Raw genomic sequence first — 16058 nt, 5'->3', positions numbered from 1 at the left:
TTAAAGCGCTGCGAGGTCAGACCATGGCGAACGCCACGACTGCTTCACCTGCCGTGATGGCGGCCCCCGCTTCGGAGCGCATCGCGCCGAAGCGGATGATCGCCTTCATCATCATGGTGTTCGGGATGTTCATGTCGATCCTGGACATCCAGATCGTCTCGGCCTCCCTCAGCGAGATCCAGGCCGGCCTGTCGGCGAGTTCGAGCGAAGTCTCCTGGGTCCAGACCGCCTATCTGATCGCCGAAGTGATCGCAATCCCGCTGTCGGGCTTCCTGTCGCGCGCCTTCGGCACGCGGCTGCTGTTCGCGATCTCGGCGGCCGGCTTTACGGTGTCGAGCCTGCTCTGTGGTTTTGCCACGACGATCGAGGAGATGATCCTCTGGCGCGTGCTCCAGGGCTTTCTCGGCGCCGGCATGATCCCGACGGTGTTCGCCTCGGCCTACACGGTGTTCCCGCGTTCGAAATTCCACATCGTCGGTCCCATCATCGGGCTCGTCGCGACGCTGGCCCCGACCGTCGGGCCGACGGTCGGGGGCTACATCACCGATTTGATGTCGTGGAACTGGCTGTTCTTCATCAACGTCGTGCCCGGCATCGGCATTACCATCGGCGTGTGGGCGCTTGTCGATTTCGACGAGCCACATTTCGAGCTGCTCGACCGCTTCGACTGGTGGGGCCTGATTTTCATGGCCGGCTTCCTCGGCACGCTGGAATACGTGCTGGAAGAAGGTCCGCAATATGAATGGCTGCAGGACACTACAGTGGCGATCTGCGCCTGGATCTGCCTCGTCTCGGCGATTGCCTTCTTCGTCCGCGTCTTCATGGCGGCCGAGCCGATCGTCAACCTGCGCACCTTCACCAACCGCAATTTCGCCGTCGGCTCCACGCTGCAATTCTGCATCGGCATCGGCCTCTACGGCCTGACCTACATCTATCCGCGTTATCTCGCCGAGGTGCGCGGCTATAGCGCGCTGATGATCGGCGAGACCATGTTCGTCTCGGGCATCACCATGTTCCTGGTCGCGCCCCTGGTCGGCCGGCTGATGGCGAGCCTCGACATGCGCTACATGATCGCGTTCGGCCTGATCGTGTTCGCGATCGGCTCCTACCAGATGACCTGGATCACGCGCGACTTCGATTTCTACGAGCTGCTGGTGCCACAGATCCTGCGCGGCATCGGCATGATGTTCGCAATGGTGCCGACCAACAACATCGCGCTCGGCACGCTGCCGCCTGACAAGGTGAAGAATGCGAGCGGCCTGTTCAATTTGATGCGCAATCTCGGCGGTGCAGTCGGGCTCGCTGTCATCAACACCGTGCTCAACGATCGCGCCGACCTGCACATCACGCGTCTGCGGGAGCGCGTGACCTGGGGCAATGCAACCGCGACCGAAACCCTGACCATGCTCCAGCAGAAATTTCAGGGGCTCGGCGACTCCACGCTGATGGCGATGAAGCAGCTCAGCCAGATCGTGCACCGCCAGGCCGTGGTGATGAGCTTTGGCGATGCCTTCTTCATTTTGACGCTGTTCTATCTCGGCCTCAGCGTGCTGGTCACGTTGCTGAAGAGGCCCGCCTCGCCGTTTGGCGCTGGCGGCGACGCGCATTAGATCCACGTCTACGCGCACCAAAATGCAACACTCGCGCGTGATCTCGCGCGAGCCAGGTTGCCAATCGCCAGCGGTACATCTATAAAGCGCTTCTTCGTAGCTCGAACCGGGGAGGATTTGCATGATTTCGTCATATTCGCAGATCGCACACTCGCGTTCGATGTTTTCGCTCGGTGTGTGTTCGGCCCTTTAGGGGCCCTTTCCGCCAGCTTCGATTGGGTTCTGTTTCCCGATCGCTTCGCTTCCCAAGCCAAAGCCAACATTAACTGACGCCGTCTCGGCCTCGCGGCCGGCCTGCGTCCATCGATGGAGCCGGCCCGCGCAAAGCGGCCGGATGACACCATGACCGCTCTGTCAAAAAAGCCCGCGGCTATCCGCGTGGTCCTGCCCTTCGTGTTCCGGCACTGGCTGAATCAGCCGGGGCGCACGCTCGCCATTGCTGTCGGTCTGTTAGGGGCGACCGTCGCCGACCTGTTCATGCCGGTGTTTTCAGGACATCTGGTCGACGCGCTGACGCGTGGCCCGTCCGATCCTGCCGCCCGCCACGCCGCGCTGGTGGCGCTGGGCGGCATCGTGGTGCTGGGCGCAGCGTCGATGGTGTTGCGCCTCAGTGGCTTGCAAGTGATCGTGCCGTTCACGCTCAAGATCATGTCCGACGTGGCGCAGGACGCATTTCTGCGCGTGCAGCGCTTCTCGACCGACTGGCACGCCAACTCTTTCGCGGGCTCGACCGTGCGCAAGGTCACGCGCGGCATGTGGGCGCTCGATTTGTTGAACGACACCCTCCTGCTGGCGCTGCTGCCGTCGCTGGCTGTTCTGATCGGATCGATGATCCTGCTCGGCGTGCACTGGGCCTCGCTCGGCGTGGTGATCGCGCTCGGCGCGGCGACCTATGTCACGATGACGGTGCTGTTCTCGACCCGCTACATCGCGCCGGCCGCACGTGTCTCCAACGCCTGGGACACCAAGGTCGGCGGCACGCTGGCGGATGCGCTGACATGCAATGCGGTGGTGAAGTCGTTCGGCGCGGAAGCGCGTGAGGATGCGCGGCTGGCCCGCGTCATCAAGCGCTGGCGCGTGCGGGTGCGGCGGACCTGGTTCCGCTACAACTACACCGCCATCGCGCAGCTCTCGCTGCTGCTATGCCTGCGGGGGTCGGTGATCGGCGGCTCGGTGCTGCTGTGGATGTACGGGCATGCCTCGCCTGGCGACGTCACCTATGTGCTGACGAGCTACTACGTCATCCACGCCTATTTGCGTGACGTCGGCATGCACATCAACAACCTCCAGCGCTCGGTCAACGACATGGAGGAGCTGGTGGCGATCCATGACGAGCCGATCGGCATTGCCGATGCCGCCGATGCGCAGCCGATCGCGATCGAGGGCGGCGAGATCGTGTTCGACGACGTCACGTTCCACTATGGCGGGCATCGCGCGCCGCTGTACGACGGACTGTCGGTCAAGGTCCGCGCCGGCGAGCGTGTCGGCCTTGTCGGTCGCTCCGGCTCCGGCAAGACGACGTTCGTCAAGCTGGTGCAGCGGCTTTACGACGTCACCGACGGTCGGGTGCTGATCGACGGGCAGGATATCGCGAAGGCCACGCAGCAATCGCTGCGCAGCCAGATCGCGATCGTGCAGCAGGACCCGATCCTGTTTCACCGCTCGCTCGCCGAGAACATCGCCTATGGGCGGCCCGGCGCCAGCCTCGAGGCGATCGAGCAGGCGGCGCGGCTGGCGAATGCGCACGACTTCATCCTGCGCCTGCCGAAGGGCTACGGCACGCTGGTTGGCGAGCGCGGCGTGAAACTGTCAGGCGGTGAGCGGCAGCGCGTGGCGCTGGCGCGCGCCTTCCTGGCCGATGCGCCGGTGCTAATCCTGGACGAGGCGACCTCGAGCCTCGATTCGGAATCGGAGGCGCTGATCCAGCAGGCGATGGAGCGGCTGATGAAAGGCCGCACCTCGATCGTGATCGCGCACCGGCTGTCGACCGTGCGCAGCCTCGATCGCATCCTGGTGTTCGACCGCGGCGAGATCGCCGAGCAGGGCACGCATGCCAAGCTCGCGGGCAAGCCTGGCGGAATCTATCGCAGCCTGTTCGAGCGCCAGGTGGTGGAGCTCGGGCATATCGCAGCAGCGGAATGAGGCGCGCGGCGGCAGGGCGAAAGCCCCGCCGTCACGTCGTCAAGGATGGAGTGAGATGAAGGATCTGACGCGCGGCTCCATCGTGAGCCACATCCTGAGCATGGCGCCACCGATCGTGGTCGGCATGATCACGATCATGCTCTGCCAGCTGGTCGACCTGTACTTCGTGTCCGGGCTCGGCGATGCCGCGGTTGCCGGCGTCGCTGCGGCCGGCAACGCCGGCTTCCTCGTCAACGCGCTGATGCAGATGCTCGGCGTCGGCACGGTGGCGCTGGTCTCGCACGCCGTGGGCCGCAAGGATCGGGACGACGCCAATCTCGTGTTCAACCAGGCGGTCGTCCTGTCGGTGCTATCAGGGCTGTTGACGCTGCTCGGCGGCTTTGCGCTGGCGCGCCCTTATATGCGCGCGATTGCCAACGATGAGGCCACCATCAATGCCGGCACCACCTATTTTCTCTGGTTCATGCCGGCCTTAGCGCTGCAATTCGTCACGCAGGTGATGGCGGCCGCGCTGCGGGCCACCGGCATCGTGCGGCCGAGCATGCTGGTGCAGGTGCTTGCCGTCATCATCAATATCGCGCTGGCACCGGTCCTGATCAAGGGCTGGGGCACCGGATACGCGCTCGGTGTCGCCGGAGCGGGCCTGGCAAGCACGATCGCCGTCTGCATCGGCGTGCTGATGCTGTTTGCCTATTTCCGCAGGCTCGAGCGCTATGTCGCCTTCCATCCTGCGCAATGGCGTCCGCAATTGCGGCAGTGGAAGAGGATCCTCAATGTCGGTCTGCCCGCGGGCGGCGAGTTCGTGATGATCTTCATCTTCATGGCCGCGATCTATTACGTGCTGCGGGATCTCGGTCCGGCGGCTCAGGCCGGATTTGGCATCGGCACGCGCGTCGTGGGCTTGATCCAGATGCCGGCCCTTGCCGTCTCGCTCGCGGCAGGGCCGATCGTCGGTCAGAATTTCGGTGCGGGCAATCGCGAGCGGGTGCGGGAGACCTTCGTCAAGGCGGCGCTGATCTCGACCGTCGTGATGGTTGCGCTGACGATCCTGGTGCAGCTCAAGCCCGGAATGTTGCTCGCCGGCTTCTCGAATGATCCGGAGACGATGAGCGTCGCGTTGCTGTTTCTGAAGATGATCTCGCTGAACATGGTGGCGCAGGGACTGATCTTCACCTGCTCCAGCATGTTCCAGGGTCTCGGCAACACCAAGCCGGTGTTGTGGAGCTCGGCGACGCGCGTCCTCACCTATTCCCTGCCGGCGATCTTTCTGTCGACACGGCCGGGCTTTCGGATCGAGTACGTCTGGTATCTGTCGAACGCGGCGACGACGCTTCAGGCGGTCCAGAGCCTGTGGTTGCTGCGCCGCGAGTTCAGGAAGCGGCTGGCGCCGCGCAAGCAGGCCGATGGTCCGAAGCAGGCGGCGCCTGAGCCCGTTGTGCCTTCGGTGCGCGAGCCTGCCTAGAACGCGCCGATGCTGTTCCAGACGAGGGTTAACCCCGACAGGAACAGCAGGCCGAGCACGACATCGCCAAAATGCTTGTCGCTCAGCGCGTGATAGACGCGTGCGCCTAGCCATGCGCCGATCAGCGTGCCTGGGAATGCGACCATCGCGAGCCAGACCACCTTGAACGCGACCAGGCCCGAGGCCGTCTGCAACACCAGCGCGGTGGCGAGCACGGTGAAATTGAACAGCTGGAAGATGCCGCGCCGTTCGTGCTTATTCCAGCCGCGGATGTTGGCCCACAGGATCGGCAGCGGCCCGGACAGTCCGGCGAGCCCGCCCAAAATGCCGCCGGCAAATCCGATCGCGCCGTCGGCGATGCGGCCGCCGAAGGTGATGGCGAATTGCTTCTTGTTGAGGTACAGCGCGCTCGAGAAGATCAGCAGCAGCACGCCGACGCTGAGCTTGAACACTTTGGGATCGGCGGAGGCGACCAGCATGGTCCCGAGCGGCACGCCGATCAATCCGCCGATCAGGAACGGCCACACCAGCGACAGGTCGAAGCTCTTCCACATCGACGGCAGCGTCGAGGTCTGCGCGATCACCGAGCAGATCAGCACCAGGGGCACCGCGAGCGAGGGCGGCAGAACGTAAAGCCAGATGCCGAGCGCCATCAGCGCGGTGCCGAATCCCGCCAGCCCAGAGACGAAGCCGCCGGCCAGCGCGCCAAACAGGAGCAGCGCGTAAGTGAGCGTTTCCACCGATGAATTCCTGCCGTTGCCGGCGATCCCAAGCCCGTGATCGCTTCATGGCGCATAGCACAGATGCGGCGCGGGAGGTCAATTTCAGAACCGTACGCAGGCGTGATTCCCGCGTTCGCTAGACGATCTGCCTGATATCGGCGGGCTTCTGCAGCGCGCCGACGAGGATGCGCAGTGCCTCGGTCAATTCCGATCTGTTGCGCGCCGCGCCGAGTGAGACGCGCGCCGCATGCGGCGAGGTTCCGTCGACGGTGAAGGCGTCGCCGGCAACGATTGCGAGCCCGTTGCGCAGCAGATGCGCGGCGACGTCCGGTCGCCCCTTCGGCAAGTGCAGCCACAAATGGTGTGCGGCGGGCTTCGCCTGGAACTGAAAGCCCTTCAATGCGCGCTGTGCCAATTGTTGGCGGCCGACGGCCTCGTTGCGGATCGCGGTGATGATGCGGTCGGCGACGCCGGTCTCGAGCCAGTGCGTCACCAGCGCGACCATCAGCGGCGCCGGCATCTGCACGGTCGCTTGGAGGTGGCCGCGCATCTGAAGCTGCGCGCCGCTGTCGGGCGTGAGCAGATAAGCGACGCGCAGCGCCGGGGCGATGCATTTTGACAGTGTGGTCGCCAAATACGTCCGCTCCGGGATGAGGTTCGCGATCGGCGATGCCAAGCGATCGAGCAGCCCGTAGGCATCGTCCTCGATCAAGATCGTATCGGCATCGCGAACGATCTTTGCGATTGCGCTGCGCCGGTCGGGAGCAAGCGTCGCGGTGGTCGGATTGTGCAGCGTCGGGATGAGATAGACGGCCTTTGGTTTGTGTGTGCGGCAGGCCTTCGTCAGCGCATCGGGCAGGATACCGCCGTCATCCATGGCGACACCGACGAGCTTGACGCCGAGCTGCGCTGCTGCGGCCTTGATGCCGGGGAAGGTGAGGGCTTCGGTCAATACGACGTTGCCCGGCCGCGCGAGATGGACGAGCAGGTTGAACAGGATCGTCTGCGCGCCGGGAAAGATCACGAGCTTGTCGGCATGCGCATGTGAGACGCGCGTGCGCATCCAGCGCGCGGCGACCTCGCGCTCATGCGCGCTGCCGCCGGGCGGCTGGTAATTCAGGAATGCGGTCAGACCCGATTGTGCGCGAATGGCTTCGAGGCCAGCGATGATGCGCTCGTCGAGCTGCGCTTCGAGGGGATGCGGCGGCACGTTCATCGAGAGGTCGATCGCCACCGGATGCGGCAGGTCGACCGCGCGGCGTGCGCTGGTCTCCGATACGAACGATCCCTGGCCGACCCGGGCCTCCATGATGCCGCGACGCCGCGCCTCGGTGTAGGCGCGCGTCACCGTGGTCAGGTCGATGCCGAGCGCCTTGGCCAACGCGCGCTGCGTCGGCAATTGCTGCCCACGCACCAGCCGGCCGGCAGCGATGTCGGCCTCCATGGCCTCGACGATGCGCTGATAGCGCGGCCCGCTCAGCTCCGAGATTGTAGGAGTCCAATCCATGCAACTTGGGCCCATATCCTTTGAATGTATGGATGCAAGATACTATTGTATGGATCAGCAAAACGGAAGAGGTGTCGTCATGGCGACCGGTTCAGTCTCTCTGGCAAAGGCAATGTGGCGCGGTTTTCGCGGCAAGTGCCCGAACTGCGGCGAAGGGCATCTGTTCGGGCGTTTCCTCAAGGTCGCAGACGGTTGCGATCATTGCGGCGAGGAGCTGGTCCACCAGCGCGCCGATGACTTCCCGGCCTATCTCGTGATGGTCGTGGTCGGCCATCTCGTGGTGCCAGCGATCCTCGCGGTTGAAACCGCCTATGCGCCGCCGGTCTGGCTGCAGCTCGCCGTGTGGCTGCCGGTGACGTTGTTTGCCTCGCTCGCGCTGCTGCAACCGACCAAGGGCGCCATCGTCGGGCTGCAATGGCAGATCGGCATGCACGGCTTCGAGGCGAGCAAGCTGCGGCGGGAGGCCGGTCAGCTTGCGCCCGTGCTGGTGAAGGCGCCGCGCGCGGCCTGACGCCCGGCGGCGTTTACATCGCGCGACTGCCCGCTACACTCCATCGTCTCAAAACAAGAACAATGGAAACGCCGATGACCTCACGCGCGAAGACCTTCCTGCTCTGTCATGGCGCGTGGTCCGGCGGATGGGCCTGGAAGAAAATGCATCCGCTGATGGCGCAGGCCGGCCACCGCCTGGTTGCGCCGACCTACACCGGGCTCGGCGAGCGATCGCATCTCGCCAGTCCCGCCGTCGATCTCAACACCCATATCCAGGACATCCTCAACGTCATCGCATTCGAGGATCTTAGCGGCATCGTGCTGCTCGGCCACAGCTATGGCGGCATGGTCGCCACCGGCGTTGCCGATCGCGCAAGAGAGCGCGTGACGCAATTGATCTATCTCGACGCCTTCGTGCCGCGTGATGGCCAGTCGCTGTTCGATCTCAATGAGGGTGGCCGCGAGCCGATGCGCAAGGCGGCGGCCGCCGGCGACGGCTACCGCATCCCGCCGAACCCGCCGCCGCCGGATACGCCGCAGGCCGATCTCGACTGGCTCAACGCGCGCCGCATCTACATGCCGATCAAATGTTTCGAGACGAAGCTGAAGCTCGCGCATGGCGAGCCCGCGATGCCTCGCAGCTACATCTACTGTAAGCGCATTCCGCCGGGCGACGTGTTCGGGCAATTTGCGAAGCGGACCAAGAGCGAAGAGGGCTGGCGCTATTTCGAGCTCGATGCCAGTCACGCGCCGAACGTGACGGCGCCAGAGGCACTGATGGGCGTGTTGCAAGAGATCGTCGCCTGACGACGTCCCAAATGGTGAGGGGTCCGATGCGCTAACATCGAACCCCTCGTTGCAAGATATCAGCCGGCCTGTAAGCCGGGTTCTGTAGGGCACCGTCCGCTTGCGCAAACGATACGTGACGACCATTCCTCTGGGACCATGTTCGCACATGGCCTCGAGCAACCTACCCGGACGGCGGGCCTGACATCGCCCCGCGGCGTTATCGCTCAAAGCGAACAGTCCGCTACGCCGTCCCTATTCGGTTTTGCTCCCGGTGGGGTTTACCATGCCGGCTCCGTTGCCGGACCCGCGGTGCGCTCTTACCGCACCTTTTCACCCTTACCCGTCTACGCAGCTTACGCTGCTACCACGTGGCAAGCCCGGCGGGCCTGCCTCGCCGAAGCCCAAAGGGCGAAGGCGGGCGGTTCGTTCTCTGTGGCACTTTCCCTGGGGTTGCCCCCGCCGGACGTTATCCGGCACCGTATGTCAAGGGAGCCCGGACTTTCCTCCCCGGCGGCCTTTCGGCACTTGCCGGAGCGGCCGTCCGGCCGACTGACGGCTTAGGCAATGGGCATTTGTGACGGTTTCGTCAAGCGGAGATCGTCGCGCACGCGCCGCCCAAATAAATTATCCTGAAGATGTCGTTTGGAGTTTGGCCCGTTCGACTGGTGTCGGCGATCCAGCCGAACAACAGGAGTTAAGCGATGCAGTATCTGCTGCTGATCTACCGGAGCGAAGCGGAATTGAACAAGATGGAACCCGCCGACCGTCAGAAAGTGTCGGCGGAGTACGGCGCCTATACCCAGTCCATTGTCCAGAGCGGCCATTTCAAGGCCGGCGACGGCCTTCAGCCGAGCACGACGGCGACCACGGTGCGCGTGCGCGACGGCAAGACCCTGACGACCGACGGTCCGTTCGCGGAGACCCGCGAGCAACTCGGCGGCTACTATCTGGTCGAGGCCAAGGATCTCGACGCCGCCATTGCACTGGCTGCACGGATTCCTAACGCCAGAGACGGGTCGATCGAAGTCAGGCCGGTCATGATCTACAAATGATCTCGAAAACAATCTTGCGATGATGTCGTTTGACGTTGGCCCCGTTCGACTGGTGTCGGCGATCCAGCCGAACAACAGGAGTTGAGCAATGCAGTATCTGCTGCTGATCTACCGGAACGAAACGTATCTGACCGAGATGAACGCCACCGACCGTCAAAAGCTGGCCGGAGAATACGGCGCCTTCACGCAGTCGATCATCCAGAGCGGCCATTTCAAGGCCGGCGATGGGCTGCAGCCGACGACGACGGCGACCACCGTGCGCGTTCGCGACGGCAAGACCATGACCACCGATGGTCCGTTCGCGGAAACGCGTGAGCAACTCGGCGGCTACTATCTGGTCGAAGCCAAGGACCTCGACGACGCCGTCGCGCTTGCGGCGCGAATTCCCGAGGCCAAGAGAGGATCGATCGAGGTCAGGCCGGTCATGATCTACAAGTGATCTCGTCCACCGACATCGACAGGATCTTTCGCGACGAGGCGGGGCGGGCGCTGGCCACCCTGATCCGCCTCGTCGGTGATTTCGATCTGGCCGAGGATGCGCTCCAGGATGCGTTCGCGGTTGCGCTGGAGCGCTGGGCGGCGGGCGAGCTACCCGACAATCCCCGCGCCTGGCTGGTCAATGTCGGCCGCAACAAGGCGATCGACCGTGTGCGTCGCCAAGCCGTCTTTCGCGGCAAGCAGCAGGCGCTCCTGCACGAGCTCGAGTTCAACGCAGATGCGCCGGCCGAGCCGCCGGCGACGCTTGACGACGACATGCTGCGGCTGATCTTCACTTGCTGCCACCCGGCGTTCGCGCCCGAAGTCCAGGTCGCCCTGACCCTGCGTACGGTCTGCGGCCTCTCTAGTGCGCAGGTCGCGCGCGCTTTCCTTGTCGGTGAGGACGCGATGGCGCAGCGCCTCGTCCGCGCCAAGCAGAAGATCAGGCTCGCCGGCATTCCCTATGAAGTGCCCGAGCGCGCCGCGCTCGCGCCGCGGCTCGATGGCGTGCTCGCCGTGATCTATCTCGTCTTCACCGAGGGCTATGTCGCGACCTCGGGCGCGGACCTGATGCGGCCTGACCTTGCGGTCGAGGCGATCAGGCTTGGTCGCTTGCTCGACCGGCTGATGCCCGATCGCGCCGCGATCAAGGGGCTGCTGGCGTTGATGCTGCTCCATGACGCGCGGCGCGCCGGTCGCGAGACTGCGGCGGGCGACATCGTTCTGCTGGAAGAGCAGGACCGCGCGCTCTGGGATCGCGCGCAGATCGAGCAAGGCCTGCGTCTCGTCGATGACGCGCTGCGCGTGCCGGGCCGGCCGCAGCCGTATGCGGTGCAGGCCGCGATCGCCGCGCTGCATGCCCGCGCACCAAGCTTTGAGGAAACCGATTGGCCGCAGATCGCCGGCCTCTACGAAGTGCTGCTACGCATCAGCCCGTCCCCGGTGGTCGAGCTCAACCATGCGGCTGCGGTCTCGATGGTCGATGGTCCGGCGCGCGCGCTCGATCTCGTCGACGCGATCGCCGCGCGCGGCGGCCTGGACGGCTATGAAATGTTGCCGGCCGTGCGTGCCGATCTGTTGCGGCGGCTCGGCCGCAAGGACGAAGCGCGCGAGGCTTATGTCGCGGCGACAGCGGCGACGCAGCTCGCGCCGTTGCGAAGGTTGTACGCGCGGCGAGTGAGGGAGATGGAGTGAGTTCCGTCATGGCCGGGCTTGTCCCGGCCATCCACGTTCTTTGTCGAGACCAGGACGTGGATGCCCGGGACAAGCCCGGGCATGACGGAGCAAGAACTGCGATCACGAAGACGGCGACTACTTCGACGTCACCGCGGCCCCATCTACCGGCAGGCTCGCCAGCAGCGCCTGCAAGGTCGACAGCGTCGAGTGATCGGCAACGCCATCCAGGCGTGCGGGGCGGAAGTGGCGCTGGAAGGCGGTGACGACTTCCATCGTCGACGCGTCGTATTTGCCTGATAGCGGTACGCCATAGCCATAGCGTGCCAGCGCCTGCTGCAGGCTCAGCACCTCGTCGCTGATGGTGCCGAGCATCAGGGTTTCGCCGCGCACGACCGGCGCCGGCGTGACCCAGTGACCGACGCCGGAATTGGCCAGCGAATGCCACGGAAATTTTTCGCCGGGATCCTTCTTGCGCGCGGGCGCGACGTCGGAATGGCCGAGCACCCGTTGCGGTGTCACCTTGCGGCGGAGCATGATGCCGCGGCACAGTGCGATTACGGCAGCGATCTGGCGCAGCGGATATTCCGGATAGCCCCAATCGTGGCCGCGATTGATGATCTCGATCCCGATCGAGCAGGAGTTGATGTCGTCTTCGCCGCCCCAGGACGAGACGCCGGCGTGCCAGGCGCGCTTGGCCTCTGGCACACATTGCACGATGCGGCCGTCTTCGAGCACGACATAATGGGCCGACACCTCGCTGCCGGCCGTGCACAGCCGCGCCAGCGCGCCCTCGACGTCGGGCATGCCGGTGTAGTGCAGCACGATCATGTCGGGCTGCCGTCCCTTGCTGCGCTCGCCATGATTGGGCGAAGGGATGATGTCGGAGACGATCGACGAATCCGGCTCGAACGTCCGCATGTTCGCCGCGGCCTTGGGAACCGGGAGAACGCGCTGACGCTTCGAATCAGTGCCGGATGGCGTGGACGGACCGGACGACATAAGCAGCTCAAGTCGGACAGGAGAGTGGGCCAAGCCCTTCTCTTTACTATTCCTTTACCCTCCGGTCCGCGCAATCGCGCGGTTCGGTTAACGGGCGCATTTTGGGCCCGGTGTGTGGATGACGCATCACCGGCCGGTAACCTTTTCGACTTGTAACGAGCCGATCAACGCTTTCTTAACGCTAAGGGCCGTTACTGAGAGGTGAAGAGCCGATCCGCATCCGGAGGCGGCCAGAAGCGATTTTGGCTCGAAATCCCATGGCTGCCCGACATATTCCACCGGGAACACCGGGGTTGCCACCTCGGACGACCGGGCTCGGCGCGCATGCTGGCAAGTATGCTGGAGAGGGGTTGGGTCGTGGAACCGCCGCGACGCGGAATTGTTCGAGGCGTGATGGGCTGCTTCGCCCCCGATTATACCTGCACGTTCGGCAGGTGCGACGCATGAGCGACGCGCCGCACATTCCCGTGCTTGGCCGCGAGGCGATCGAGCATCTCGCGCCGCGCGAGGGCGGCATCTATGTCGATGCTACCTTTGGGGCCGGCGGCTACAGCCGCGCCATCCTGGATGTGCCGGGAACCCGGGTCATCGCGATCGACCGCGACCACACGGCGATCACCGGCGGTTCGGAGCTGGTCGAACGCGCAGCCGGCCGGCTGACGCTGGTCGAGGACCGTTTCTCGAATCTCGCCGAGGTCTGCGCCGCGCACGGCGTCGACGCGGTCGACGGCGTCGTCATGGATGTCGGGGTGTCCTCGATGCAGCTGGACCAGGCCGGCCGTGGCTTCTCGTTCCGCCTCGACGGACCGCTCGACATGCGCATGGGACAGACGGGACCGACGGCCGCCGATGTCGTTGCGCGCGCCTCGGAAAGCGATCTCGCCGACATCATCTATCTCTTCGGCGAAGAGCGGCATTCGCGCCGCGTGGCCCGCGCCATCGTGGCCGATCGGCGGGAGACGCCGTTCACCACCACGCGCGCGCTCGCCGATCTCGTCGGCAGGGTGGTGCGCTCGAAGCCGGGCGATATTCATCCGGCGACGCGGACGTTCCAGGCCCTGCGCATCTTCGTCAATGAAGAGCTCGAGGAGCTCCAGACCGCGCTGGCGGCGGCCGAGCGCGTGCTCAAGCCCGGCGGCCGTCTGGTCGTGGTCTCGTTCCATTCGCTGGAAGACCGCATCGTCAAGAATTTCCTCTCCGAGCGCGCCAAGACCGGCGGCGGCTCGCGCCATCTGCCGGAAGTGGCGCAGGGCGCGCCGAGCTTCCGGCTTTTGACGCGGCGGCCCGTGGTCGCCGGCGAGGCGGAAGTTGCGCACAATCCGCGTGCTCGATCCGCAAAGCTGCGCGCCGCCGAGCGTACCGCGGCGCCGGCGCATGACGACGCCGAGCCATCGTCCTGGCCAAAACTCTCCGACGTGATGAGGGGCGGCTAGCACATGCGCTTCATCCACCTTCTCGTCATCGGCGCGCTGATCTTCGCGGCCGCCTATGTCTACCGGATCAAGATGGACTCCACCGCCCGCACCGAGAAGGTGCTGCGGCTGCACGCGGAGATCCGCGAGCAGCGCGACGCGATCGCGCAGCTGCGCTCCGAATGGGCCAAGCTCGATGCGCCCCTGCGCCTGCAGGGCCTTTCCGAGCGGCATCTGCCGCTCAAGCCCGTCAACGGCACACAATATGATTCAATGAAGAACCTGCCGGACCGTCCGCCGCGGATGTTCAGGCCGGGCGAGCCTGATCCGATCGGGTCCATGATCAACACCATCGAAGCCGCGAGCGATCCGGAGAGCGTGACGGGCTCCGTGCCTCAGCCCGAGGACAAGCAATGAGCACTGTTCCGGCCAAACCCACCGAGCGGCCAGCTGAGCCTTGGCGTCAGCGTCTGATCCGCAGCCTGCTCTACGGGCGCAATGTCGATCGCGCCGCGAAGGCGCGCGCGCGCGTCGGGCTCGCAATGCTCGCCTTTGCGCTGGTCTATGCGCTGATCGGCAGCCGGCTCGTGATGTTCGCGATCGGTGCCGACGCTCACAGCGCGCGGCGCGCCGCCTCGCAGGAAGTGGTTGCGACCGCGCGACCCGATATCGTCGACCGCAACGGCGCGATCCTGGCGACCGACGTCAAGGCTGCCAGCATGTTCGGCGAGCCGCGCCGCATCATCGACAAGGACGAGGCGATCGAGCTTCTGACCGCGACCGTGCCCGACCTCGACGAGGCCGAGGTGCGCGAGCGCCTGTCGGCGCGCAAGGGGTTCGTCTGGTTGAAGCGCGAGATCACGGCGAAGCAGCAGCAAGACATCCACAAGCTCGGCCTTCCCGGCATCGGCTTCCTGCGCGAGAACAAGCGTGTCTATCCGACCGGCAACGAGGTCGCCCACCTCATCGGTCTCGTCAACATCGACAACCAGGGCATCGCCGGCATGGAGAAGTGGCTCGACAATCAAGGGCTCGCCGATCTCCACCGCGCCGGCTTTGCCACCGACCGCCTGCAGAAGCCGATCGAGCTGTCGGTCGATTTGCGCGTCGAGCACGCCTTGCGCGACGAGCTGCTCAAGGCCAAGGAGAAGTTCCACACCAAGGCGGCCTCCGGCATCATCTCCAACGTCAAGACCGGCGAGATCGTGGCGATGGTCTCGCTGCCGGACTTCGATCCGAACAGTCCGAAGGAAGCGCACGACCCCGACCGCATCAACCGTCTGACCACCGGCGTCTACGAGATGGGCTCGACCTTCAAGGCGTTCACGCTGGCGATGGCGCTCGACTCCGGAAAGATCAATCTGAACTCGTCGTGGGATGCGCGCGGAAACCTGCACTACGGCAAGTTCACCATCCATGACAGCCACTCGCTCGGACGTTTCATCAACACCAAGGAAGTGTTCACCTACTCGTCCAACATCGGCGCGGCGCGGATCGCGCTCGGCCAGGGCGTCGAGGCGCACAAGGCGTTCCTCGCCAAGATGGGTCAGTTGACGCGCCTGCGTACCGAGCTGCCGGAGAGCGCAGCGCCGCTTGTGCCGCGCCACTGGGGCGAGCTGAACACCGTGACCATCGCGTTCGGCCAGGGCTTGTCGGTGGCGCCGCTGCAGGCGGTGATGGGCATCAACGCTCTGATGAACGGTGGCTACCTGATTCCACCGACATTCCTGAAGCGCAGCGAAGCAGAAGCGTCGGCGATGGCCAAGCGCGTGATCAAGCCCGAGACCTCTGACAAGATGCGCTATCTGATGCGGCTGAACGCTGAGATCGGCACCGCCAAGAAGGCCGATGTTCCCGGCTACTATGTCGGCGGCAAGACCGGCACGTCCGAGAAGGTCATCAATGGCCGCTATGCCAAGAAGCGGGTACTCAACTCCTTCACCGCAATCATGCCCTCCGATGATCCGAAATATCAGATTCTCATCATGCTGGACGAGCCACAACCGTTGCAGGAAACATATGGTTTGATCACGTCCGGCTTTAATGCTGTGCCGACGGGGGGCAAGGTCATCGCCCGTATCGCACCCCTGCTCGGGATCGAGCCCCGTTTCGACCTGCCGCCGTCCGACCGCCTTATTCTTGCAGCATTCAGGACAACCCAGTAAGCCGTACCCAGGCTGCCCCGAGTCGGCCCGGATCCGGCTTGGCATCTCGACTG

14 protein-coding genes and 1 other RNA gene are annotated in these 16058 nt (G+C 64.8%); 11 read left to right on the top strand and 4 right to left on the bottom strand.

The genetic code is table 11. From position 1 onward, the window contains the following. The first annotated feature begins 23 nt into the window (after positions 1–23). The 3 genes from JJC00_RS29950 to JJC00_RS29940 all read left to right on the top strand — a co-directional run bounded on the left by JJC00_RS29950 (position 24) and on the right by JJC00_RS29940 (position 5214). Complete coding sequence (locus JJC00_RS29950) at positions 24–1610, top strand: DHA2 family efflux MFS transporter permease subunit (protein ID WP_200469415.1); 1587 nt, start codon at positions 24–26, stop codon at positions 1608–1610. Positions 1611–1952: 342 nt separating this feature from the next. Further along, entirely contained in the window at positions 1953–3752 is a 1800-nt protein-coding gene (locus JJC00_RS29945) for an ABC transporter ATP-binding protein (protein ID WP_200469414.1), read from the top strand. Between the two features lie 55 nt (positions 3753–3807). Continuing rightward, the gene (locus JJC00_RS29940) at positions 3808–5214 is read left to right on the top strand and encodes an MATE family efflux transporter (protein ID WP_200469413.1); all 1407 of its coding nucleotides are present in this window, start codon (positions 3808–3810) and stop codon (positions 5212–5214) included. On the opposite strand, the gene JJC00_RS29935 is transcribed toward JJC00_RS29940, so the two are convergent. After that, positions 5211–5954: a sulfite exporter TauE/SafE family protein gene (locus JJC00_RS29935; RefSeq protein WP_200469412.1), complete on the bottom strand. Its 744-nt coding sequence runs from the start codon at positions 5952–5954 to the stop codon at positions 5211–5213. The two genes, JJC00_RS29940 and JJC00_RS29935, sit on opposite strands and share 4 nt — an antisense overlap. 118 nt (positions 5955–6072) lie before the next feature. Then, positions 6073–7443 (bottom strand): PLP-dependent aminotransferase family protein, encoded by a 1371-nt coding sequence (locus tag JJC00_RS29930; RefSeq protein WP_200469411.1) that lies wholly within the window; start codon positions 7441–7443, stop codon positions 6073–6075. 79 nt (positions 7444–7522) lie between these two features. On the opposite strand from JJC00_RS29930, the gene JJC00_RS29925 reads away from it, so the two are divergent. Together JJC00_RS29925 and JJC00_RS29920 are read left to right on the top strand one after the other, a co-directional pair. Continuing rightward, positions 7523–7954, top strand: a complete 432-nt coding sequence (locus tag JJC00_RS29925) for a DUF983 domain-containing protein (protein WP_246773973.1) — start codon at positions 7523–7525, stop codon at positions 7952–7954. A gap of 74 nt (positions 7955–8028) precedes the next feature. Then, the gene (locus tag JJC00_RS29920; protein WP_200469409.1) at positions 8029–8742 is read left to right on the top strand and encodes an alpha/beta fold hydrolase; all 714 of its coding nucleotides are present in this window, start codon (positions 8029–8031) and stop codon (positions 8740–8742) included. Positions 8743–8797: 55 nt separating this feature from the next. On the opposite strand, the gene rnpB is transcribed toward JJC00_RS29920, so the two are convergent. Then, positions 8798–9277, bottom strand: an RNA gene (gene rnpB / locus JJC00_RS29915) — RNase P RNA component class A. Positions 9278–9425: 148 nt separating this feature from the next. Here rnpB and JJC00_RS29910 point away from each other — a divergent pair. The 3 genes from JJC00_RS29910 to JJC00_RS29900 all read left to right on the top strand — a co-directional run bounded on the left by JJC00_RS29910 (position 9426) and on the right by JJC00_RS29900 (position 11447). After that, the gene (locus JJC00_RS29910; RefSeq protein WP_200469408.1) at positions 9426–9776 is read left to right on the top strand and encodes a YciI family protein; all 351 of its coding nucleotides are present in this window, start codon (positions 9426–9428) and stop codon (positions 9774–9776) included. A gap of 88 nt (positions 9777–9864) precedes the next feature. Continuing rightward, entirely contained in the window at positions 9865–10215 is a 351-nt protein-coding gene (locus JJC00_RS29905; RefSeq protein WP_200469407.1) for a YciI family protein, read from the top strand. After that, entirely contained in the window at positions 10212–11447 is a 1236-nt protein-coding gene (locus JJC00_RS29900; RefSeq protein WP_433996466.1) for an RNA polymerase sigma factor, read from the top strand. The genes JJC00_RS29905 and JJC00_RS29900 overlap by 4 nt, the downstream gene beginning before the upstream one ends. A gap of 117 nt (positions 11448–11564) precedes the next feature. Here JJC00_RS29900 and JJC00_RS29895 read toward each other — a convergent pair whose 3' ends face one another. After that, on the bottom strand, positions 11565–12347 hold the full coding sequence (locus tag JJC00_RS29895; protein ID WP_200469406.1) for an N-acetylmuramoyl-L-alanine amidase: 783 nt from the start codon (positions 12345–12347) through the stop codon (positions 11565–11567). Between the two features lie 524 nt (positions 12348–12871). Here JJC00_RS29895 and rsmH point away from each other — a divergent pair. From rsmH to JJC00_RS29880, 3 genes are read left to right on the top strand one after another with little or no spacing between them, the layout of a single operon-like run. After that, the gene (gene rsmH / locus JJC00_RS29890; RefSeq protein WP_200469405.1) at positions 12872–13861 is read left to right on the top strand and encodes a 16S rRNA (cytosine(1402)-N(4))-methyltransferase RsmH; all 990 of its coding nucleotides are present in this window, start codon (positions 12872–12874) and stop codon (positions 13859–13861) included. Positions 13862–13864: 3 nt separating this feature from the next. Then, the gene (gene ftsL / locus JJC00_RS29885; RefSeq protein ID WP_200469404.1) at positions 13865–14257 is read left to right on the top strand and encodes a cell division protein FtsL; all 393 of its coding nucleotides are present in this window, start codon (positions 13865–13867) and stop codon (positions 14255–14257) included. Further along, positions 14254–16005 carry a peptidoglycan D,D-transpeptidase FtsI family protein gene (locus JJC00_RS29880; RefSeq protein WP_200469403.1) on the top strand — a complete coding sequence of 584 codons (1752 nt, stop codon included), beginning with the start codon at positions 14254–14256 and terminating at the stop codon, positions 16003–16005. The genes ftsL and JJC00_RS29880 overlap by 4 nt, the downstream gene beginning before the upstream one ends. Positions 16006–16058 lie beyond the last annotated feature (53 nt).

The sequence above is a fragment of the Bradyrhizobium diazoefficiens genome (assembly GCF_016616885.1).
GTDB lineage: Bacteria > Pseudomonadota > Alphaproteobacteria > Rhizobiales > Xanthobacteraceae > Bradyrhizobium > Bradyrhizobium diazoefficiens_F.
Note: the sequence above shows the minus strand (reverse complement) of the source record. Positions and strands in the feature narration are given on the sequence as shown.

What these genes read in the sequence shown, in the direction of transcription:
- ftsL (WP_200469404.1), top strand. Translation starts at nt 13,865, where the DNA reads ATGCGCTTCATCCACCTTCTCGTCATCGGCGCGCTGATCTTCGCGGCC.
- JJC00_RS29880 (WP_200469403.1), top strand. Translation starts at nt 14,254, where the DNA reads ATGAGCACTGTTCCGGCCAAACCCACCGAGCGGCCAGCTGAGCCTTGG.
- JJC00_RS29950 (WP_200469415.1), top strand. Translation starts at nt 24, where the DNA reads ATGGCGAACGCCACGACTGCTTCACCTGCCGTGATGGCGGCCCCCGCT.
- JJC00_RS29945 (WP_200469414.1), top strand. Translation starts at nt 1,953, where the DNA reads ATGACCGCTCTGTCAAAAAAGCCCGCGGCTATCCGCGTGGTCCTGCCC.
- JJC00_RS29925 (WP_246773973.1), top strand. Translation starts at nt 7,523, where the DNA reads ATGGCGACCGGTTCAGTCTCTCTGGCAAAGGCAATGTGGCGCGGTTTT.
- JJC00_RS29905 (WP_200469407.1), top strand. Translation starts at nt 9,865, where the DNA reads ATGCAGTATCTGCTGCTGATCTACCGGAACGAAACGTATCTGACCGAG.
- JJC00_RS29940 (WP_200469413.1), top strand. Translation starts at nt 3,808, where the DNA reads ATGAAGGATCTGACGCGCGGCTCCATCGTGAGCCACATCCTGAGCATG.
- JJC00_RS29910 (WP_200469408.1), top strand. Translation starts at nt 9,426, where the DNA reads ATGCAGTATCTGCTGCTGATCTACCGGAGCGAAGCGGAATTGAACAAG.
- JJC00_RS29920 (WP_200469409.1), top strand. Translation starts at nt 8,029, where the DNA reads ATGACCTCACGCGCGAAGACCTTCCTGCTCTGTCATGGCGCGTGGTCC.
- rsmH (WP_200469405.1), top strand. Translation starts at nt 12,872, where the DNA reads ATGAGCGACGCGCCGCACATTCCCGTGCTTGGCCGCGAGGCGATCGAG.
- JJC00_RS29895 (WP_200469406.1), bottom strand. Translation starts at nt 12,347, where the DNA reads ATGCGGACGTTCGAGCCGGATTCGTCGATCGTCTCCGACATCATCCCT.
- JJC00_RS29930 (WP_200469411.1), bottom strand. Translation starts at nt 7,443, where the DNA reads ATGGATTGGACTCCTACAATCTCGGAGCTGAGCGGGCCGCGCTATCAG.